At 65.7% G+C, this 20,882-nt stretch carries 14 protein-coding genes and 1 pseudogene; 8 read left to right on the forward strand and 7 right to left on the reverse strand.

Translation table 11 applies throughout. From position 1 onward, the window contains the following. The 3 genes from ACZ1JC_RS00930 to ACZ1JC_RS00940 all read left to right on the forward strand — a co-directional run bounded on the left by ACZ1JC_RS00930 (position 1) and on the right by ACZ1JC_RS00940 (position 8,328). Positions 1 to 6,522, forward strand: a complete 6,522-nt coding sequence (locus tag ACZ1JC_RS00930) for an SDR family NAD(P)-dependent oxidoreductase (RefSeq protein ID WP_465139778.1) — start codon at positions 1 to 3, stop codon at positions 6,520 to 6,522. Between the two features lie 77 nt (positions 6,523 to 6,599). Continuing rightward, a complete protein-coding gene (locus tag ACZ1JC_RS00935) occupies positions 6,600 to 7,592 on the forward strand; it encodes a glycosyltransferase family 2 protein (RefSeq protein ID WP_465139777.1) in 993 nt (330 codons plus the stop codon). Positions 7,593 to 7,710: 118 nt separating this feature from the next. Continuing rightward, positions 7,711 to 8,328 (forward strand): 4'-phosphopantetheinyl transferase family protein, encoded by a 618-nt coding sequence (locus ACZ1JC_RS00940; protein ID WP_465139776.1) that lies wholly within the window; start codon positions 7,711 to 7,713, stop codon positions 8,326 to 8,328. A gap of 31 nt (positions 8,329 to 8,359) precedes the next feature. Here the strand turns inward: ACZ1JC_RS00940 and ACZ1JC_RS00945 are convergent, their stop codons facing one another. Together ACZ1JC_RS00945 and ACZ1JC_RS00950 are read right to left on the reverse strand one after the other, a co-directional pair. Then, on the reverse strand, positions 8,360 to 8,620 hold the full coding sequence (locus tag ACZ1JC_RS00945) for a response regulator transcription factor (RefSeq protein WP_465139775.1): 261 nt from the start codon (positions 8,618 to 8,620) through the stop codon (positions 8,360 to 8,362). 262 nt (positions 8,621 to 8,882) lie between these two features. Beyond that, positions 8,883 to 9,731, reverse strand: coding sequence for a LuxR C-terminal-related transcriptional regulator (locus ACZ1JC_RS00950; RefSeq protein WP_465139774.1), 849 nt, complete (start codon positions 9,729 to 9,731; stop codon positions 8,883 to 8,885). A gap of 442 nt (positions 9,732 to 10,173) precedes the next feature. Here ACZ1JC_RS00950 and rfbA point away from each other — a divergent pair, with 442 nt between their 5' ends. After that, positions 10,174 to 11,142 carry a glucose-1-phosphate thymidylyltransferase RfbA gene (gene rfbA / locus ACZ1JC_RS00955; protein WP_465139773.1) on the forward strand — a complete coding sequence of 323 codons (969 nt, stop codon included), beginning with the start codon at positions 10,174 to 10,176 and terminating at the stop codon, positions 11,140 to 11,142. Positions 11,143 to 11,154: 12 nt separating this feature from the next. On the opposite strand, the gene ACZ1JC_RS00960 is transcribed toward rfbA, so the two are convergent. Next, positions 11,155 to 11,709 (reverse strand): CHAP domain-containing protein, encoded by a 555-nt coding sequence (locus tag ACZ1JC_RS00960; protein ID WP_465139772.1) that lies wholly within the window; start codon positions 11,707 to 11,709, stop codon positions 11,155 to 11,157. 493 nt (positions 11,710 to 12,202) lie between these two features. Here ACZ1JC_RS00960 and ACZ1JC_RS00965 point away from each other — a divergent pair, with 493 nt between their 5' ends. From ACZ1JC_RS00965 to ACZ1JC_RS00975, 3 genes are all read left to right on the forward strand, one after another. Next, on the forward strand, positions 12,203 to 12,379 hold the full coding sequence (locus ACZ1JC_RS00965; protein ID WP_465139771.1) for a hypothetical protein: 177 nt from the start codon (positions 12,203 to 12,205) through the stop codon (positions 12,377 to 12,379). Positions 12,380 to 12,464: 85 nt separating this feature from the next. Next, positions 12,465 to 13,868, forward strand: a complete 1,404-nt coding sequence (locus ACZ1JC_RS00970; RefSeq protein WP_465139770.1) for an aldehyde dehydrogenase family protein — start codon at positions 12,465 to 12,467, stop codon at positions 13,866 to 13,868. Then, positions 13,865 to 14,221, forward strand: a complete 357-nt coding sequence (locus ACZ1JC_RS00975; protein WP_465139769.1) for a gamma-glutamylcyclotransferase family protein — start codon at positions 13,865 to 13,867, stop codon at positions 14,219 to 14,221. The genes ACZ1JC_RS00970 and ACZ1JC_RS00975 overlap by 4 nt, the downstream gene beginning before the upstream one ends. 242 nt (positions 14,222 to 14,463) lie before the next feature. On the opposite strand, the gene ACZ1JC_RS00980 is transcribed toward ACZ1JC_RS00975, so the two are convergent. The 4 genes and pseudogenes from ACZ1JC_RS00980 to ACZ1JC_RS00995 all read right to left on the reverse strand — a co-directional run bounded on the left by ACZ1JC_RS00980 (position 14,464) and on the right by ACZ1JC_RS00995 (position 19,842). Beyond that, a complete protein-coding gene (locus ACZ1JC_RS00980) occupies positions 14,464 to 14,763 on the reverse strand; it encodes an autotransporter outer membrane beta-barrel domain-containing protein (RefSeq protein WP_465169069.1) in 300 nt (99 codons plus the stop codon). After that, positions 14,748 to 17,972, reverse strand: a complete 3,225-nt coding sequence (locus tag ACZ1JC_RS00985; RefSeq protein ID WP_465139768.1) for an autotransporter outer membrane beta-barrel domain-containing protein — start codon at positions 17,970 to 17,972, stop codon at positions 14,748 to 14,750. Before ACZ1JC_RS00985 ends, ACZ1JC_RS00980 begins: the two co-directional genes overlap by 16 nt. Positions 17,973 to 18,909: 937 nt before the next feature. Further along, positions 18,910 to 18,993: pseudogene (locus ACZ1JC_RS00990) on the reverse strand (autotransporter-associated beta strand repeat-containing protein); the annotation flags it as partial. 48 nt (positions 18,994 to 19,041) lie between these two features. Continuing rightward, a complete protein-coding gene (locus ACZ1JC_RS00995) occupies positions 19,042 to 19,842 on the reverse strand; it encodes an SDR family NAD(P)-dependent oxidoreductase (RefSeq protein WP_465139767.1) in 801 nt (266 codons plus the stop codon). A gap of 83 nt (positions 19,843 to 19,925) precedes the next feature. Between ACZ1JC_RS00995 and ACZ1JC_RS01000 the strand changes: the two genes are divergently transcribed. Beyond that, positions 19,926 to 20,876 carry a LysR family transcriptional regulator gene (locus tag ACZ1JC_RS01000; protein ID WP_465139766.1) on the forward strand — a complete coding sequence of 317 codons (951 nt, stop codon included), beginning with the start codon at positions 19,926 to 19,928 and terminating at the stop codon, positions 20,874 to 20,876. The last annotated feature ends 6 nt before the right edge of the window (positions 20,877 to 20,882 follow it).

The raw sequence follows: 20,882 nt of genomic DNA on the forward strand, positions 1-20,882 counted from the left end.
ATGCACCAGTCGTTCGGCTCCTTCGACGATGGCACGCTTGCCGCTGCCGGTTCGTCCATCGCCATCGTCGGCATGTCCTGTCGCTTCGCCGGCGCGCGCGATCCGGACGAATTCTGGGCCCTGCTGCGGGATGGGCGAGAGGGGATAGAGACACTGGCCGAGGCGGACCTGCTGGCCGCCGGCGTCCCCGCAGCCCTGCTGCGCAACCCGGACTATGTGCGCCGCGCCGCCCCGCTGGCCGATATGGAATGCTTCGATGCCGCGCTGTTCGGCCTGAGCCAGCGCGATGCGGCGATCATGGACCCGCAACACCGCCATTTCCTGGAATGCTCGTGGGAGGCGCTGGAGGATGCCGGCCACACCCCGCAAGGTTTCGCTGCCGATACCGGCGCGGGAGCGGGCGGCACCATCGGCGTCTTCGCCGGATCGGGCCACAATGCCTACATGCCCTTCAACCTGCTGACCAACGGCAAGCTGGTAAAGGACGTGGGGCTGTTCCTGCTGCGCCATACCAGCAACGACAAGGATTTCCTGACCACCCGCGTCTCCTACCTGCTGGACCTCAAGGGCCCGAGCATCAATGTGCAGACCGCCTGCTCCACGTCGCTGGTGGCGATCCACATGGCGATGCAGAGCCTGCTTTCGGGTGAGTGCGACATGGCGCTTGCCGGCGGGGCCTCCATCGAACTGCCGCACCGTCAGGGCTATCTCTACGAGGAAGGGGAAATCCTTTCGCCAGACGGGATGTGCCGCCCGTTCGATGCCGCATCGAAGGGCACCGTGTTCGGCAGCGGCGTTGCCGTGCTGGCGCTGCGCCGGCTGGAGGATGCCATTGCCAGCGGCGACCACATCCACGCGGTGCTGCGCGGTTCCGCCATCAACAACGATGGCAGCGCCAAGGTGGGCTATCTCGCCCCCAGCGTTGACGGACAGGCTGCCGTCATTGCCGAGGCGCTGGCGGTCTCCGACGTGGATCCTGCCGAGATCGACTATGTGGAGGCCCATGGCACCGGCACGCCGATCGGCGATCCGATCGAAGTGGCCGCGCTCACCCAGGTCTTCGCCCCTTCGTTCGCAGGCGCCGCCGATCCTGCGAAACGTTGTGCGCTTGGCTCGGTAAAGGCGAATATCGGCCATACCGATACCGCTGCGGGCGCCGCCGGCGTGATCAAGGTGGCGCTGGCCATGCGCCATGGGGAGATCCCGGCGGTTCCGCATTTCACCAAGGCAAATCCCGATTGTGCGCTCGATGCCAGCCCCTTCACGGTGCCGGCATCGAACGTGCACTGGCCCCGGCGTGCTCACGCCCCCCGACGCGCCGGGGTCAGCTCCTTGGGTGTGGGCGGCACCAATGCCCACGTGGTGATGGAGGAAGCGCCCCTTCGCGCACCCGGCAGCACCAGCCGCCGGTGCCAGCTGCTGTTGGCATCGGGGCAGGGGGCGGATGCCGCCCGCGCCAATCTTGCGGCATTGGGCGGCCATTTCGCGCGGCACCCCGAAACCTCGCTGGCCGATGCCGCGTTCACGCTGATCGCCGGGCGCCGCCATCTGCCGGCGCGGCGCTTTGCCGTCGCGACCGACGCTGAGGGTGCCGTGACCGCGCTGGAATCGGCAGCACTGGACATGCCGACCCGGCCACCCTGTGTTCCCGGTCGGCCGGTCGCTTTCCTGTTCTGCGGCGGTGGTCCCCAGCATGTGGACATGGCGCGCGATCTCTACGAGACCGAGGCGGTGTTCCGTGCCGAGGTCGATCGGGGGCTGGCGCTGGCGGCAGGGATCGGCGTGCCGGACTTGCGGCGCTGGCTGTTCCCGCAAGAAGCGGACCGCGCCCGCGCCGTGGAAGAGCTTGAGCGACCCTCCATGGCGCTGCCCGCCTTGTTCATCGTGCAGACCGCGCTGGCGCGGCTATGGATGTCGATCGGGATCACGCCCACCGCGATGATCGGACATAGCTGCGGCGAATATGCGGCGGCGCACATTTCCGGCGTGGTCGATCTGGAAACCGGGCTTCGCATCGTGCACGCCCGCGGCCGCCTGTTCGAAACCACCGGCGAAGGGGCGATGCTGGGCGTGCCGCTGTCCGAAGCGGAACTGGCGGCGATCCTGCCAGCGGACTTGTCCATCGCCACGATCAACGCGCCGCGCCTCTGCGTCGTGTCGGGTGCTGCGGGGGCTATCGCCCGGTTTCAGGAAGAACTGGCCGCGCAGGAGATCGAAACCCAGCCGATCCCGATCACCGTGGCTGCGCATTCGCCGATGCTCGATCCCATTCTGCCCGAATTCCGCAGTCTGCTGCAGGGCATGGTCTTGCGGGCGCCCACGATCCCGTTCGCGTCCAACCTGACCGGCGACTGGGTTCGCACCGAAGAGGCGCGCGATCCCGAATACTGGGTTCGCCATTTGCGGGAACCGGTGCGCTTCACTGATGGCTTGCAGCGTGTGCTGGACGATCCCGAGCGCCTGCTTCTGGAAGTGGGGCCGGGCCGCACGATGGCCAGCCTTGCCCGCCATCATCCCGGACGCCCGGCGACGCAGCCGGTCGTGAGTTCGATGCGCCATCGCGATCAGGCGGTGGCGGACGATGCCTGCTGGATGCAGGCCTTGGGCGAGCTTTGGGCCGCCGGCGTCGATGTGGACTGGAAGGCATGGTGGGGAAGCGAAAGGCGGCTGCGCATTCCGCTGCCGACTTACCGTTTCCAGCGGCAGCGCCACTGGATCGAGCCGGGCCAGAGCCTGATGAGCGCGGCGGCCGATGCGGCAGACGATACCCGGCTGGACCTGGTCGACTGGGCGAACGAGCCGGTCTGGTCGCGCTGCGACTTTCCGGCGGGAGAGCCGATGGAAGGCCCGGCGCTGGTGCTTTGCGATGAGGCCGGCTTTGGCGATCGTCTGGCGGCACGTCTGCGCGCCAAGGGGGTCTACGTCGCCACCGTGCGGGCCGGCAAGCGCTGCCTGGAAACGGCGGAAGGCGCTTATGTCGTGCGGCCGGGACAGCGGATGGACTGGGGCTGGCTGCTCGGCCGTCTGGCGGAACGGGATCTGCTGCCGCGCCAGGTGCATCATTGCTGGCTGGTATCGGACGACGCCGGCCCTGGGCACTCGATTGTCCGTCAATCCACGGAGCAGTGCCTTGAGCGCGGGCTCTACAGCCTTGCGGCGCTGGCCCCCGAATTGGCCGATGCCTGCGATGGCACCGAGGTGGCCGTGGCGCTCGTCACCAATCATGCGCAAGGCATCGGCGGCGAAGCCGTCAGCGCGCCGCTGAAGGCAACTGCCATCGGCGCCGCACGCACGGTATCGGCCGAGTATCCGGGGCTGCGCCTGCGCGCCATCGACGTCGATCATGTCGCAGGCGCGCACCCCAAGGCGGTTTCTGCGCTTGCCGACTGGGTGATCGCCGCCATCGCCGAGCCGGATGGCCGCGATCTGGCAGTGCGCGGCGGGGAGGGCTGGACGCTCGATCATCGCATGGTCGCAGGCGCGCTTCCGGCAGAGCGACCGGGCTGGCTGCGCAAGGGTGGCACTTACGCGATCACCGGCGGCCTTGGCGGCATCGGCCTGACCATCGCGCGCGATCTGGCAAGCCGGTTCGGTGCGCGGATCGTGCTGATCGGCCGGACCCCGCTGCCCCCGCGCGATCGCTGGGCCACGCTGCTGGCTCGTGGAGAATTGCCGCTGGCGAGCGAGGAACGCGTCCGCAAGCTGCTGGCGCTGGAGGCGGCGGGCGCGGAAGTCGAACTGGTCACGGCCGATGTGGCCGATGTCCGCGCTTTGCGGCGGGGCCTGCGCCGCGCAGAGGCGCGGTTCGGGCCGATCACCGGCGTCTTCCACGCCGCCGGCACGCTGGACGATGGCCTGATCGAAACGCGTACCCGGGCGGACATGCAATCGGTGCTGCGGCCCAAGGTGGACGGCACGCTGGCGCTGGAACAGGCATTGCAGGGGCACGAGCCCGAATTCATCGCGCTGTTCTCCTCGATCAGCGCCTTTGCCGGCATTCCCGGCCAGATCGATTATGCCGCCGCCAATGCGTTCCTGGACGCCTATGCCCGCGCGCGCCGGCACGATCCGGTTACGCGCGTGCTGTCGATCGGGTGGAGCCAATGGGCTGAAGTCGGCATGGCCGCCGCGCTCAACCGGCAGGACAGCGCAGTCGGCGAGATGCCGGCGAACCTTGGGCCGGCCGAGGCGATCAGCCATCCTTTCCTGGATGCGATCCACCGGATCTCCAGCCAGGAATTCGTTGTCACCGGCACCCTGTCTCCCCAGCGGGACTGGGTGCTTGACGAGCATCGGGTCGCCGATGCGGGGGCGCTGCTGCCCGGGACCGGTTATCTCGAACTGGCCCGGGCGGCGGTCGCCCTGACAATGCCCGGACCGCTGGAGTTTTCGGATTTCTCGTTCCTGCGCCCGTTCCGCGTCGCCGATGGGGAGGCGCGTGCGCTGCGCATCCACGCCCGGCGCCGGGCCGAAGGGGGATGGCGCGTGGCCATCCTTGGCCGACCCGAAACGGGTGGCGACTGGGTAGAACATGCGCGCGGGCTGGTGCGCAGTCACGCCGCCGCGCCGCTGAACGCCGCGCTCGATCTGGACGCGATTGCGGAGCGTTGCCGGCCGGGCAGCGGCGGCAGCGCCGATCAGCCGAAAATGCAGTTCGGCCCGCGTTGGCAAAACCTCTCCCGCACGCTACTGGGCAGGGGAGAGGCGCTGTTGCAGTTGGAATTGCCCGAGCGGTTTCGCGGCGATCTTCAAGAGATCGCGCTCCACCCCGCCTTGCTCGATTTCGCGACTGCGGGCGCGCAGGCATTGATCCCCGGCCGCGATCCGCTGCAGGATTTCCACGCCCCATTCACCTATCGCAGGTTCCTGCTCCACGCCCCGCTGCCGGCGGAGATCGTCAGCCACGTGCGGCTGCGCGGCGGAGAGGACGGTGGGCACACGGCCGTGTTCAACGTCACGATCACAGATCCGGACGGGATGGTGCTGGCCGAAGTCTGCGAATTCACGATGATGCGGGTTGCCGATACCGGGCAGTTGGGCCGTGACGGCGCCCCCCCGCAAGGCGCCGCTGCCGGCACGCCCGGTGCTCACGCGACCTTGGCCCAAGCAACCCTGGCCGAAGCGATCCTGCCGGAAGAGGGCGTGCAGGTGGTGCATCGCCTGCTGTCCGGGCCAGGGCGTTCGCATACGGTGATCTCTCCCTACCCGCTGGCCGGCGTGTTGGCGCGTCTGCGCAAACCGACCCGGCGCGCCCCGGCAAGCGGCAGCGGCGCCGATCCTGCCGACCTTCCCGCCACCGAAGCGGAGAGGACCATCGCCGATCTCTGGTGCGACCTGCTGGGCATAGAATCGGTTGGCCGGCACGACAATTTCTTCGATCTCGGCGGGCATTCGCTCCTAGCCGTGCAGTTCACCAACCGCTTGCGTCGCAAGACCGGGCAGACGCTGCCGCTGGCGGCGATGCTGGGGCAGCCGACCGTGGCCAATCTGGCGGCGATCATCGATCCGGACAGCCGGGCCATTGGCAATGTCGGCGATGCCGCCGCTGTCGATACGGCCGAAGACGGCATTATCACCATCCGCAAGGGAGGGCCGGGCACGCCGCTGTTCCTCATCCATGACGGGCTGGGCGAAACGCTGCTCTATCGCGGGCTCGCGCTGCGTCTGGATACCTCGCGCCCGGTGCTGGGGCTGGAGCCGCTGCGCAAGGCGGACGGCAATTATGCCCATACCCGGATAGACGAGATGGCGACCCATTTCGTCAGCCGGATCCGGCAAGCGCAGGCCACCGGGCCCTATCTGCTGGGCGGGCTTTGCGCCGGCGGCGTGATCGCCTTCGAGGTTGCGCGGCAGTTGCAGGATCTGGGCGAGCAGGTGGCCTTCGTGGGCATCATCGATGCCGCCGATGTCGAGGCGCGCAAGCTGCGCTTCCGCAATTCACGCCTGCGCCTGGCGCGTGTGCGTGCGCGGGTGGCCGGGCTCGGCGGCAAGCAGGTGCTGTCCGAACTGGCGCGGCGGGGATGGAACATGGCGCGTTGGGAAGTGGGATCGCGCGTTCGGCTGATCCGCGATCGCCGCGAAGTCCAGTCGCTGCGCGCCGGAAGCGGTCCCGCACCGGCCGGCCCGGCGCCTCGGCCCGCCATGTCGTTTCTCAAGCTTTACGAAGTGGCGCACCGCGAACACCGGCCGCAGGGGATTTTCGAAGGCGGCATGGTGGCCCTGTTCAAGGCCAGCCACCTGACGGATCTGCCGGACGATCTGCCGTACCGCATGACCTATCGCGATTATGCGCTGGGCTGGGGCAAGCGGGTGCGTGACGAGATCGTGATCGTCGATGTGCCGGGCGGACATGGCAGCAACCTGCAGGAGCCCCATGTCGATACGCTGGCCCCCCTGTTCCAGGAGGCGTTGGATAGCGCGCTGGCCGAAACCGCCTTGCGATCCGCCGATGCGCGGCGCGAACCCATCGGAATGTCCGCCGATATCATGCCCGTCGAAATGCTGGGAGTTGCCGCGGAATGACGGCGGTTCCCGTGCCAGACGCGGCCGCCCCGAAAGCCAGCCCAACATCGGGGCCAAAATCAGGGCCAACATCGTGCGTGGATGTCGTCCTTGTGAATTATCGAACCGGGCCGCTGGTGGTCGCCTGCCTGGAAAGCCTTGCCGCCGAGCGCGCGCCCGATCTGCAATTGCGGGCTTTCGTGGTGGACAATGCATCGCCCGACGATTCCGCCGCCGTGATCGAGGAGGCCATAGAACGCCGCGGCTGGAACTGGGCGCGGCTGATCCGCTCGCCCGTGAATGGCGGTTTCGGCGCGGGCAACAACATGGGCTTTGCGGAGCTGCTGGCACAAGAGGCCCCGGCCGAAACGGTCTGGCTGCTCAATCCCGACACCCGCGTGATGCCCGGCGCGACACGGACCCTCACACGTTTCATGGCACGCGCGCCGGCCGCCGGCATAGTCGGAACCGGGCTGCTGGAAGGTGACGGGCAGCCCTGGCCCTACGCCTTCCGCTTTCCCAGCATCCTGGGCGAGCTGGAGGGGGGGCTGCGCTGGAGTTTGGCTTCGCGCGTGCTGGCGGATAGCGCCGTCCTGCGCCCCATGGGCAGCGCCCCCATGCCGGTCGACTGGGTGAGCGGCGCAAGTATGGCCATCCGCCGGGAGGTGCTGGAGGCCGGCCTGCGTTTCGATGAGGACTTTTTCCTCTACTACGAAGAAACCGACTTCTGCCGGATGGCCCGCGCCGAAGGCTGGCAATCTTGGTATCTGCCGAACGCGCTGGTGCTGCACATTGCCGGACAGAGCACAGGGGTGAAGGAGGGGGATTCCGGCCGGCGACGCATGCCGGAATACTGGTTCGATTCGCGCCGTCACTATTTTGTGAAGAACCATGGGCGCGCCTACGCGATGGTGGCCGACATGGCCTGGATGGTTGCGCGCGGGATATTCGAGGTCAAGCGGCGGCTTTCGCGGCAGCGGCAAACGGATCCCTACCGGTTTATGCGCGATTTTGCCCGCCACAGTGCACTGGTGCCGCCATGGGCGCGCGATCGAAAGCGAGAGCAGGGGCGCGGATTCGGCCGTGCATAGCGCTTCGCCTGCATGGATGGGGGACGGGGCAGGAGCGTGGCGTGCGGGCAGCGCGCTGAAACGAGCCGGCCTTGCGGGGACGCGGATAGCGGCGCCATTCCCGTTGTGGCTGGTGACAGTGCCCGACGCGCTCGACAGCGATCTCGTCGCCTGTCTGGACCATGCGGAAAGCGCCCGGGCCGGACGTTTCATCAATGGCTTTCTGTCCCGCCGCTATCTGGCCGCGCATTGCGCCTTGCGGGTGCTGGGCGAATACTATTTCGGGGTGCCGGCAGCGCGCCAGCGCTACGTGCCGAACGCATTCGGAAAGCCCTGTCTGTCCGGTGCCGGCGGGGCGCAGTGCAGCATCAGCTACAGCCGCGAAGCGATATTGATCGCATGGTCGGCCGATTGCGAAATCGGTGTGGATGTGGAAACGGTGCGTCCCATCGCGGATGCCGCGGACCTGGTGGCGCTCCACTGCACTTCGGCCGAGCGGGCGGCTCTGGAAGCGGCTGGTCCGCTCACCGATCTCGCCTTCCTGGGCGTGTGGGTCAGGAAGGAGGCCTGCATGAAGGCATTGGGCAAGGGGTTCGCATGTCCGCCGTCATCGTTCGACTGCGGTATCGGGCACGGCCTTACGTCCTGTTTCGGAACTTGCGCCGTGGAAGTCGAAGGACACCACATCGATTGCGGTAATTACGACCTGAAGGGCGACCTTGCGGTCGCTTGGGCCCGGCGGCGCCTGGTGGGCTGACCGGGACCATCGGCATGAACTGCCTGTTGGCTTATTGCTGGGGCTGAAGCAGGCCTTCGCGAATGACATGCGCGATCATGTGGGCCCGATTGCGCGTCCTGGTCTTCAGGCGCACGTTTTCCACGTGGCGTTCAACCGTGCAGGGCGCAATATTCAATTCGATGGCCGTTTCTTTTGCCGAACGACCCATCGCAACATAACGCAGAACGTCCAATTCCCGTGCAGTCAGTTGCACGGCATCATCATTGCCAAATCTATGCATGAAATTCCCCCATTTAATTGATGAGGTCAACTTGGCCTCCTCTGTAGTGTTACCTAGTGACCGGGGCGAGTCACGCTATATTTTGGGCAACGGGACTTCCGGATGGATTTGCACGAAGGTATCTTTGGCATCGCATGAGCCTGGGCAATTCATACTAAATCGCCGGGTGAGCGTAGGTCCTGCTCCGTGAGAGTTATGTTGACGTTTGCACACAAGGAAAGCTCACCGTCGCCGAGACAGGGATGAAAATCGACGAGCGTGTTGGGATAATGGCGCAAAAATGCGGCAGCTGTTAGCTAACAAAATCGCCGCGATGGAAGGGTTTGCGCCTTGGGGCGATCCGTTCTGCCGCGGCGGCGAATCGAGCCTGGTGATGCATCCCGCTGCCGCCATGCGCTGTGACGCCGGTTGTCACCTCGCGCTGGCGCCGCAAAGGTTCTGCCAGCGCCAGTTCACCCGCCATCACCGCTGCCTGGGTGCGGTTGCGCACGCCCAGCTTCTTCAGGATCGACTTCACGGTCGCCTTCATGGCGGATTCGCTGACCCCCAGATCACGGGCGATCGCCTTGTTGGGTAGTCCCTGCCCCAGATGGGCAAGCACGCGCCGTTCCCGATCGTTCAGATTGTAGACATCGATCTGGGGGCGCTGGGGCGGACAACTCGTGACGAGCAATATACTGTCCAGCAGATCGACCAGTTCGGGCGGTGCCACCTTCTGGCCAACGGCCACCATCTGCATCATCGCCACCAGCGACTGGTAGGGGACATGGTCCAGAAAGTAGGCATAGGCGCCCGCCGCATAGATCGCGACCATCTGCGAAAAGTCGAAACTATCGACCAGGGTGACGATGCGCGTGCCGGGAAAGCGGTCCCGCAGGGCGGATACGGTACCGGCGCCATCGATGCCCAGCAGCGATCGGTCGATCACCAGGATATGGGGATCGCCGGTGGGCGGCGGCGCGGCCGGGTTCAGGGAAGCGGGCGGGGAAAGCGCCTGCCCCTGACCTTGCCCGCTTGCCGGGCCAAGTTCTGCCAGATCGTCCACGGTCTCGACGATCTCGAACCAGGAATCCGAAAGAATACGGCGCACGCCCTCTCGGACGAGTGCATTGCGTATTGCCAGGGAGACTGCGGTAGCCATAGGGGTCGATCGCCTCTGTTCTCCAATGCGCCAAGAATTGCAGCGCCTCAGACGAGGTGGCCGTATGTGCTGCTCCGCCAAGCAGAAATATTCGGGCAATGGTATTACAGATCTAATTTCGCCTCATCCTATAGTTATTAACGGTTCGTCGCAATCGGCACATGCTTTGCCGTTTGTCCAAATCGGGGCTGGCGTCTTTCGGTGGCGGATCGATTTTCGGCGGAAAGAGCCATGTCGACCGATCTGGCAGGCGCAGGCATGCATGCCATTCCCTTGGTGATTTCAGGGTGGTGAAAATCGGGATGGGGTATGGTGGTCCCTAGCGTGGGTATGGGCAACTGGCCCGCTTTTTGGCTTTAATCGGCGGGAATGGTGCGAAATCGGTGTTGCCATGCACGGTGTAACCGTGTCCGGTACGGTTCGCTCACTGTCGGGAGTTCGCATGAAGGGCATTATCCTCGCCGGCGGAAGCGGCACCAGGCTCTACCCCATGACGCTGGCCGCTTCGAAGCAGCTCATGCCGGTCTATGACAAGCCGATGATCTACTACCCGCTCAGCACCTTGATGCTGGCGGGGATCCGGCAGGTGCTGGTGATTTCCACGCCGCGAGACCTGCCGGCGTTCCAGGGCCTGCTGGGTGACGGCAGCCAGTGGGGCATGGAAATCGAATATGCCGAACAGCCCCGGCCCGAAGGGCTGGCGCAGGCCTATGTGATCGGGGCCGACTTCGTGGCCGGCGGCCCATCGGCGCTGATCCTGGGGGACAATATCTTCCATGGGCACGGGTTGCCGGAACTGCTGGCGCGTGCTGGAGGACAGGCCAACGGGCAGGCCAAAGGGCAGGCCAAAGGGCAGGGCCGTGCGGGGGCGAGTGTCTTCGCCTATCACGTGCAGGATCCGGAACGATACGGCGTCGTGGAATTCGACGCCGAGATGAATGCCGTCACCATCGAGGAAAAGCCGGAACTGCCCCGCTCGAACTGGGCGGTAACCGGGCTGTACTTCTACGATGCGCAAGTGGTGGATATCGCCGCCGACTTGCGCCCCTCGCCGCGCGGCGAGCTGGAGATCACCGACGTCAACCGGATCTATCTGGAGCGCGGCGCACTGTCGGTGGAACTGATGGGGCGGGGCTATGCCTGGCTCGATACCGGCACGCCGGAAAGCCTGATGGACGCCGCCGAATTCGTGCGCATTCTGGAAAAGCGCCAGAGCATGAAGATCGCCTGCCCGGAAGAAATCGCGTTCCGCCGCGGCTTCATCGACGATCGCGAACTGGAACGGTCGATCGTGCGGCTCGGCAAATCGGACTATGCGCGGTACCTGCAAGGGGTGCTGGCGCAGGGGCGTCTTGCGGATGGCGTTGTGGAAGAGGAAGCCGCGCCGGTCAGGCTGGTAGGCTCCCGCTAGAGCCTTTCAAAATCAGCCGGCGTCGCTTTCGTCGTCGCCGGCGGCGGCGATAACGGTGCTGGTCGTGCCGTTCGCGTCGGTGCTGGTTTCGGCATAGATGAAGCCGAAAACCGGATTGCTGCGCGAACCCAGCCCACCGGAGGGGGCGTACCAAACGCGCACTTCGCTCCAGTCACCGGCGGCGGAAACGTCTTCCGCCAAGGCGCCGCGCTCGATCCGGCCGGGCGACGACCAGTTGGCGTGGTCCAGCAGGATGTGGCGCGAATCCACGATCTTCTCTACTACGGCGACATGCCCCAGCGGCATTGCCTGCGAAGGGGCCATCGCCAGCACCGCGCCGATCTTCGGCGCACTGCCGCGGGCGTAGACGCCGCGCGCCTTGTCCCACCAGGTCCAGGCATTGCCGTGGATCTCGATACCGGAATGGTCGCGGGCATAAGGCACGCACTGCAGCGGCGAAGCGAGGGCCTGCGAGGAAAAACCGCCTGCAAGACCCAGGGTGGCGGCCAGCGCCAGCAGCGCGCGCAGCCCGAACGAGCGCGCCGAAGTATTGATCGTGTTGTTCATGCTACCCGAAGATGCTTTGACAAGAGAGACGCCACCCGCAATTCTTTCAAGATGCCCTCCCGGCGACCCGCTGACGATGTCGCGATGACATCACGGACAGGAAGGCGTTTCCGAACGGTCTGCCCTGTTCCGATCGCGATTGATCGAAGGAGCCGATTCGTCCGGTGGACTTGGAAAAGCAGCCGGCCGAACAATTGGCCATCGCCATGCCTTGGATAGAGACACAGGCGCGGCGAATGGAGTGCCTTGGCGGGAACCAATGTGCGGTTAGGTGTCGTTCAGGTACGCAACAGGTATTGGCCTTAGAGACCGTTTGAAATTCGCGAAATGCGAATTTTGCGGCACCGGCCCGCTCCCCGCCCTCCCACCCATCGGTAGTATCCTGCGGGTGGTAGGGTGGGGAGCGGGCCGGTGCCGCCTCAAAAATGCCCCTGCGGGCATTTTTCAAACGGACTCTTAGAGGCGCGGCGTCGCGCTCAACGAAGGGAAGCTCGTGGTCGCCATCGGATGCCTGTCGCTTGTCGTCCTGCCGCTGTTGGGCCTTGTGATCGGCGGATTTCTGGGCGGCGCGGCAGGAGCACGGTGGGGAGCGGGGATCGGCTTCGTCCTTGCGGCAACGCTTTGCGGAATCAGCAGCTATGCATTGGTGAAGGCCGCCCGGCGCAACTGAGGCTTCGCCGCGCGCACTTGCCTTGCGGGGGCTGCGGGCTCATGTCGTCATTCCCCCCAAACCAAGGCCTTAGGACGCATCGCGCATGGAACACGCACTACTTATCGACGGCCAGCTGGTGCCGGGCGCTTCCACGATGGAAGTCGTCAACCCGGCAACCGGTAGCCCCCTGGCGCTGGCCCCGCGTGCCGACGAAGCGCAAGCAGAGGCCGCGATTGCCGCCGCGGAACGGGCTTTTCCCGCTTGGGCGGCGCTTGGTTACGCGGATCGTCGCAGCTATCTTGAGCGGCTTGCGGCGGCGATGACCGCGCGGGCAGAAGATTTCGCCCGCCTGCTGACGCAGGAACAGGGCAAGCCGATCGATCAGGCGCGCGGCGAAGTGGGCGCCTCCATCGCGGCCATTGCCTATTATGCCGAGCAGGAACTGACGCCGCGCACCTTGCGCGAAACCGACGATGTGCGGATCGTGGAGCAGCGCTATCCGCTGGGCGTGGTGGCTGCGATTACGCCGTGGAACTATCCGCTCTTGCTGCTGGTGGTGAAAATGGCGCCGGCGCTGATCACCGGCAACACCGTAATTGCCAAGCCCGCGCCGACAACTCCGTTGACTACGCTGCTGCTCGGCGAGGTTGCCGCAGAAATCCTGCCCGCAGGCGTGTTCCAGACGCTGGCCGACCAGAACGATCTGGGCGCCTTGTTGAGCGCCCATCCCAAAGTCGCCCACGTCAGCTTCACGGGTTCGACGCCGACCGGCAAGAAAGTGCTGGCCAGCGCTGCCGACACGCTGAAGCGCTTCACGCTGGAACTGGGCGGCAACGATGCCGCGCTGGTGCTTGACGATGCCGATGTGGCCCGCGTTGCTCCACGCATCTTCGCCGGCGCAACCACCAATTCCGGCCAGATCTGCCTGGCGATCAAGCGAGTCTATGCGCCGCGCGACATGGTGGATGCGCTCTGCGACGCGCTGGCGCAGCAGGCGGGCGCGGCGGTCGTCGGCGACGGACTTGAACAGGGCACCACGATGGGGCCGATCCAGAACCGCGCCCAGTACGAAAAGGTGCTGAGCTTCATCGAAGAAGCCAAGGGGCAGGGCACGCTGGTGGCGGGCGGTGAGCCAATCGAAAGCGACGGTTACTTCATCGCCCCGACCATCGTGCGTGATCTGCCCGACGATGCCCGCCTGGTGCGGGAAGAGCAGTTCGGTCCGGTTCTGCCAGTGCTGGCCTATGACGATCTGGACGATGCGATTTCGCGCGTGAACGACAGTGACTACGGCCTTGGCGCCACGGTCTGGACCTCCGATGTGGAGCGCGGCATGGCCGTGGCATCGCGGATCGAAAGCGGCACCGTCTGGGTCAACCGCCATCTCGACCTGCCCTTCGACGTGCCGTTCGGCGGCGCCAAGCAGTCCGGAATCGGCCGTCAGCAGGGGATCGAAGGGATGGAGGATTTCACCCAGCCGCGCATCGTCAACGTGGCGCTTTCGTGAACGGGATCGACGAGGAGACCATCCTGCTGTTCTCCTATGGCACCTTGCGTGATCCGGCCGTGCAGCAGGCGCTGTTCGGCCGGCTGCTTGATGGCGAGGTGGACGCCATTCCGGGCTGGCGGCAGCGCATGATCGAGATTACCGATCCCGATGTCATCGCCAAAAGCGGCACACGCTGGCACCCGATGGTGGAGCGCAGCGACAAGCCGGACGACGCGGTGGAAGGCGCGCTGTTCAAGCTTTCGCCGGCCGATATCGCTAGCGCCGATGCCTACGAGGTAGACTATGAGCGCCGCGAGGTGCGTTTGCGCTCCGGCACGGTGGCGTTCATCTACGGCGATCCCGACGAATAGTCGTCCGCACCAAGCCGGGCCTTTGGGAAGTCGCCTTCGCGGTTCGCGGCTCGATCCTGCCGCGGATAGCAGGACGGTTGGTATCCATCGCGGCGGTCTGCATCCTGGCCGTTAAGAGGCCGTCCGCTTGAGATGAGTTATCCCTAGAAGCTGCCGCTAGCTCAACAGCAAGGGAAGTCGATACCTCTGGGCAGTGGAGAGGACGAAAGGGCGCCTTCCGCCGGGAGGCGCCCCTTCCATTATCAGAATTCCAGACGGAGGCCGGCATCGGCCTTCAGGCCGTAACTGTGGCCGATGTCGCGCATCGCCGTCTTGCCGGAGGCTTCGCCGAAGAGGCTGACGCCATGGCCGAGCATGACCGTGCCGCCCAGCCCGAACTCACCCCACAAACGATAGGTCTGGCGGGCAATCGCGGCACCGGAGACCTCCGCCACGGTTCCGTCGAGCCATTCGTAGCTGAGATTGGCGACGGCGTAGAGATGGCTCTGCGCGTCCTGCCGGTCGAGCGAGAAGCCCCAGCGGGTTTTCAGGCCGTCTCCCAGCTTGAGGAGACGCTGGCGCCATAGGGATCGACGAAATGGTCGAAGCTGGCCGTCGAATAGACCATCTGCACTTGCGGCGTGATCGACAGCTTGCCGCCCAGCGACGACTGCTTGCCCACTTCGACGCTATAGGCCTCACCGCGGCCGTCGTTGCTATCCACCAGCTTGCCCAGCGTTGCCGACTTCAGCGTGCTGTCGAACCAGGTGACTTGCGCGCGGCTGTCGACGTAGAAGCCCTGCGGCCCGAACCAGCTCAGTGTCGCGCCGAGGCTGTAGCCCTTGGTCTTGATGCTGCCATCGCCAAAGACGGATGAGACCTTGGCGCTTGCCTGGCCGTAGCCCGCGACCACGCCCAGGATCAGAGCCGCACCGTCGCTGCGCTGGCTGAGGACGTGATCGGCGCCGAGTTCCATCTTCCACGTATCGATGTTCACATCGCTGAGGCTGGTGGAGCTGACCGCGTTGGGGCGCGAACGCTGGCCCTCCATGCGGCCCCACACGCCGGACGGCTGGCCATCGGCATTCGCCATCCACTGCCGGTCGCCGGTGCGCTGGCGCATCGTGCCGATGTCGTTAAGCGCCAGCAGCGTCTGGCCGTAGGCCTCGTAGACCGGAACGCCCGGCTGGTAGAGTGGTGTTTGCGGGGTTTCCGGCGTGGTGCCGCCCGTGTCGAGCAGGCTGGAGCGCAAGTACCAGTCGCCGTCGGTCGGTGTGTCGACGCCGTTCTGGACAAGGCGATAGCCATAGGCGCCGGCAATGACGGCCTGATCGCCTTCGAACGTGTAGTCACCTGCAAGGGCGAAGGTTCCGTTCGATACGCCTGCCACGTCGACGACCTTGAGGCCGTTCACCGTTGCGGCGCCAAGGCCGCCGCGATTGACGACCGTCACCGTCGTTGTGCCAGCCGTCGCGCCCGTTACAGAGAGCAGGTCGGTCTGTGAATTGTCGCCGCCGAGCTGCGCCTCGATCACCAGCTTGCCGTTGGATCCGGTGTAATCGCCGTCGACGGTCAGCGTGCCGAAGCCGTCACGGCCCGGTGCGAGCGTGCCGGCATTCGTCACGCTGCCGACATCCCCGGTGCCTTCCAGGCGAGCGTCGGCACCAATGGCCAGCGTGCCGCCAAGCCGCCCGTCGACCGCCAGCGTACCGGCGGAAACCGTCGCCGCGCCCGAATAGGCGGCGCTGTTGCCGCTCAGCACCAGCGTGCCAAGGCCCGTCTTGGTGAGAGCACCGGCACCGGTGATGGATCCTTCCAGCGTGAAGGTGGTGGCATTGGCCGTGGCGATTGCGCCCGCGCCGGCCAGATCGAAGTCGCGTGCGCTGGTCACATTCGCGCTGGTTGCGAGGGTGCCGCCATCCAGCGTTACCCCGCCGGCCGCCGCGCCAAGGTTGGCGTCCGCCGCGATCTGCACGGTGCCGCCGTTGATCAGCGTTCCGCCGGTATAGCTGTTGGCGCCGGAAAGCACGAGCGTGCCCGCATCCGTCTTGACCAGCTGCGTATCGCCGGTGAGCGCGGAGGCGATCGTGGCGGTGAAGCCGGCCCCGGCCGTGCTGCCGTCTCCGACGTGGACCGTCGTTGTCGGGCCGGTCAACGCCAGCGCATCGCCGGTCACGGTGTAGCCGTCGGCAGCGAACTGCATGCCTGAGGCGCTGACGGTGCCGAGGCTGTTGTCGATCGTAACGGTGCCGCCGGTGCCGCCGAACACGGCGAAGCTGCCGTTCGAATAGCCCGCGTTCACATTGCCGCTGGCCTCCGTCCAGTTGTCGTTGCCGCCGCTGACCTGCCAGAGGCCGGAGCCGCCGTTGATTGCCCCGTTGTTCTTGGGCCCGGCCGCGCCGTCCCAGAAATTGAGCGTGAGGCCGGAACTGTTCACCAGGTTGACCTGCCCGGCGATCGCGGTTTGCACCGTGATCTCGCTGCCGGCCGGCGAAGTGCCCAAGCTCAGGCCGTTGTCGGTCAGCGTGCCGTCGTAGTTGAACAGGCGATAGACGCCGACATCGAAGGTGCCGCCTGCCGTAATCGACACGTCGACGGTGCCGTCCAGCGTCAGATCGCCGCCCACGTTCACCAGATCGTTGAGCCCGCCGCCGGCAACGTTCGCCTCGCCAAAGGAGAACGCCAGCTTGCTGCCCGAGGATAGCGACAGGTCACCCGCGATGGCAAGCGTGCCCGCCCCGCTGGCGCCCGGCGAGAGCGTGGCGCCATCGGCCACCGCAACATCGCCGCCGAAGGTGCCGGTGCCGCCCAGCGTGGCGCCGGAAAGCACGGAAGTGAGCCCGGTCGCGGCGCTTTGATCGCCATTGACGAGCAGGGTGCCGGCCGTGATCGAGGTGCCGCCGGTATAGGCATTGTCGCCGGTGAGGATGAGGGTGCCGAGATCGGACTTCACCACTTGCGCCGAACCCTTCAGCACGCTGTCGATCGTCGCGGTGAAGCCTGCGCCGACGGTGGTGCCGTCGCCCACGGGGATCAGCGACTGCGTGCCGGTCAACGTGATCGCGTCGCCGGTCAGCAGGTATCCGTCGCTGGCGAACTGCAGGCCCGATGCGGTGACGGCGCCCAGGCTGTCATCGACCGTGACGGTGCCCGGTGCGGCCATGAACACGGCGAAGGAATCGTTGGTATAGCCGGTGTTGAAGGTGCCGGTGATGTCAGTCCAGTTGTCGTTGCCGCTGGTGGCCTGCCATACGCCGTTGCCGCCGTCGACCGCGCCGTTCAGCTTCGGTCCGGCTGCGCCGTCCCAGAAATCGACGTTGGCGCCGGCCGAGTTGACGAGGTTCACTTGCCCCGCAACCGAGGTCTGCACCGAAACCGCACTGCCCGCCGGTATGGTGCCGATAGCGAGGCCGTTGTCGGTCAAGGTGCCGTCATAGCTGACCACGCGGTAGACGCCGGTGTTGAACTCGCCGCCCGTGGTGACGGTCGCGTTGATGGTACCGTCGAGAGTGAGGTTACCCTTCACCTGCGTAAGGTCGTTGAGGGGGCCGCCGACCACGTTCGACTGGCCGAACTCGTAATCGAGCAGGGAACCGTCGTTGAGCGTCAGGTTGCCGTTGATGGTGAGCGTGCCCGGACTGTTGCCCGGCGCGATCGTGCCGCCATCGGCCACAACCACATCGCCGCCGATGATGCCGCTGCCGCCCAGCGTACCGCCATTGAGCACGCTGGTGAGGCCGGTAGCGCCCGACTGGTCGCCATTGATGCGCAAGGTGCCGCCGGAGATCGTGGTCGCGCCGGTGTAGGTGTTGTTTCGCGGTAAGGACCGTGGTGCCGGATACCTGGTTCACCGTGCCAGCACCGCTGATCAGCGCGCCGAAAGTATAGAGCGGATCGGTGTGGTTGAAATTGATCCGGCTGGATGCGCTGGTGGTCACGAAATCGGCATCGAGCGTGCCTGCGCCGGTCGCCACCGCGCTTTCGGCGCCGCCGATGTTGAGCGCGGCATTGCCCATGCCCATGTCGAATGTGCCGCCGCCGACGGTTACGGTGCCGCCATCGGCGATCGTCAGCGTGGGGCTGTTGGCGTTTGCGGTGGTGTTGATGAGCGACAGTGCGCCGGTGGTGACGAGGCGCGAATTCTGGCCGGTCACCAGCACGTCAACGGTCGGATTGCAGGCGCTGCTTCCGGTGGCATAGCCGAGTACTGCGCTGGCCGCGCTCAGCACACCGCCATCGGCCACGGTTATCGTGCCGCGCCGCTGGGTCAGGGCGCCGCCTATGCTCCACTGCGTATCAGCGCCGGAAACGGTGACGTCCGTCCTCATGGCCGTCGCGGTCGCAAGGGTTCCATTCCCCAGCGTGACCGCGCCCGTGCTGGTCATCTGGGCGCCGTCCAGGACATTGAGCGTCAGCGCGCCGAACGATGCGCCAGTGACCGTGCCGGTGTTGGTCAAGGTGGACCCGGCACCGATCACGTTCACGGTGCTGGCGGAACCCAAGCCGGTAGCCAGCGTCATGTTGCTGACCGAGGCATCGCCGCCGTTCTGCACGATCAGCGTGTTCCCGGAACCGGTGGCCATCGAAAGACCGGCAACAGATTTCAGCAGCGCGGTGGCGCCATCGACGATGATCGATCCGCCGGCCGAGATCGTTATCGAGGATGTGCCGTTGATCTGGCCGCCCGACAGCAGGATCTTGCCGCTCACCGCGGTGGATCCCGTATAGGTGTTGGCGCCAGTCATCGTGACCGTTCCCGTGCCACTCTTGGTGAAATTGCCTGCGCCGGAAATCTTGCCCGTATAGGCCCAGTGGGTATGGCTCTACATGGCCTGACGCTGCTAAAACGCCGACTTCACAGTCCCACCGTCTACTCGGATTGTTGCGCCATTGATGTAATCGGCCAACCCGCTGGCAAGATAGACAACTGCACCGGCAATTTCCTCCGGCCGACCAAGCCGGCCAACGTCGTTCGGAACAATGTCGGCCACGCAGCCGCGTTCGATCTCTTCCCAGGTCTCGCCCCACCCCTGCTGCGGCGCCATGTTTTCCAGAAAGGTCTTCACCGCAGGCACAAGGATGGCCCCCGGCGCGACGACGTTCGATGTGACCCCAGTGCCCTTCAGCCTGCGTGCCAGCGATACCGCCAGATTGTGGCGTGCGGCCAGCGAAGCCTGATAATGCGGGAGCATAGCCGTGGGCTGCTCGGCCAGCCCGCCGCCGATCTGGATCACCCGGCCCCATCCGCGCGAAACCATGGCTGGGACGATCCGCTGGATCATGCGGACGCCGGACAGGACATTCACTGCATATGCCTCGCTCCATTTGTCGGGCGTGGCGGTGTGCCAGTCATGGTGATGATAGGAACCAGCATTGTTGACGAGGATGTCCACGTCGCCGCCGGCAAGTGCCTGAGCGAGAACCACGTCAGCCCCTTCATCCGTGGCAAGGTCGCCGATCGCGACATCCGCCCGGCCGCCCGTTGCCCTGATCCCATCAGCGACACTGTGCGCGCGGGCCTCGTCCCGGCCATGGACGACAACGGCTGCGCCTTCCTCGGCGAGCATACGGGCGATCGCTTCGCCAAGGCCGGATGATGCTCCGGTTACGAGGGCACGGCGGGAATTCAGATTGGTGTTCATGGAGATGCATCCTGCCTCTTGCTGAGAACAGGAAAATGGAAGCAGAAGACTGTATTGATTAGGCTACTTAATCGGGATGCATCATGCGCAATAACAGGATAATCGGTCGGAACAGTCTGGGCGAGATCCAGGCCGCGCTCGAAGTCGCAGGCAGGAGCAGCTTCAGGGCAGCGGCAGAGGCGCTGGGAACTTCGCCCACGGCGCTCAGCAGCACCATACGATCGCTGGAGGATCGGCTCGGCGTCAGGCTGTTCAATCGCACCACGCGCAGTGTGGCCCTGACACCGGCGGGAAAGGCATTTCTGGCGCGGGTTTCCCCAGCTCTGGCGGAGATCGAGCGCGCTGCCGAAGAGGCAAGCAATCAGGGCGCCGAACCATCCGGCGTGCTGCGGATCAACAGTTCGGTGACGGGCGCCTATCAGATCCTCTCGTCGATCATGGGTCCGTTTTTGAAGCGATATCCGAAGATCGCCATCGAACTGACAACGGAAACGCGCCTGATCGATATCGTGAACGGGCAATGCGATGCGGGGATAAGGATCGCGGATTCGGTGCCGGCAGACATGGTTTCGGTGGCCTTGCCCTTCGGCCTCGATTTCTGTGTGGTGGCGGCGCCGGACTACCTGGCCATGCACCCGGCACCCACACATCCGGCGGATCTGATGCGCCATCATTGTCTCCGGGCCATGATGCCCGGCGGGGCGATTTATCGCTGGGAGTTCGAGCGCGGAGGAGAAGCCATGGCTCTCGATGTGCCCGGATCGCTGGTGCTGGACGATCAACTGCTGCTTCTCGAAGCTGCTCGCAGGGGGTTGGGGATAGCCTATCTGGCCCGATCGGTGTGCGAAGAGGCGCTGGCGGCCGGTCGTCTGCGAAGCCTGTTGGACGACTGGATGCCACAGACACCGCCTCTCTCCCTCTACTACCCCCATAACCGCAACACCTCCTCGGCTTTGCGGGCTCTGGTCGATGTGATCCGCAACATGACCCGGGCGGCGGATGCGGAGGCGTTCGCAGCTTCTAACAGAGCATAACGGGCG

It is taken from the genome of Sphingomonas sp. BL-S-28, from assembly GCF_055521515.1.

Coding starts and splice junctions, on each gene's coding strand:
- ACZ1JC_RS00930 (WP_465139778.1), top strand. CDS start 1: ATGCACCAGTCGTTCGGCTCCTTCGACGATGGCACGCTTGCCGCTGCC.
- ACZ1JC_RS00950 (WP_465139774.1), bottom strand. CDS start 9,731: ATGGCTACCGCAGTCTCCCTGGCAATACGCAATGCACTCGTCCGAGAG.
- rfbA (WP_465139773.1), top strand. CDS start 10,174: ATGAAGGGCATTATCCTCGCCGGCGGAAGCGGCACCAGGCTCTACCCC.
- ACZ1JC_RS00960 (WP_465139772.1), bottom strand. CDS start 11,709: ATGAACAACACGATCAATACTTCGGCGCGCTCGTTCGGGCTGCGCGCG.
- ACZ1JC_RS00970 (WP_465139770.1), top strand. CDS start 12,465: ATGGAACACGCACTACTTATCGACGGCCAGCTGGTGCCGGGCGCTTCC.
- ACZ1JC_RS00995 (WP_465139767.1), bottom strand. CDS start 19,842: ATGAACACCAATCTGAATTCCCGCCGTGCCCTCGTAACCGGAGCATCA.
- ACZ1JC_RS01000 (WP_465139766.1), top strand. CDS start 19,926: ATGCGCAATAACAGGATAATCGGTCGGAACAGTCTGGGCGAGATCCAG.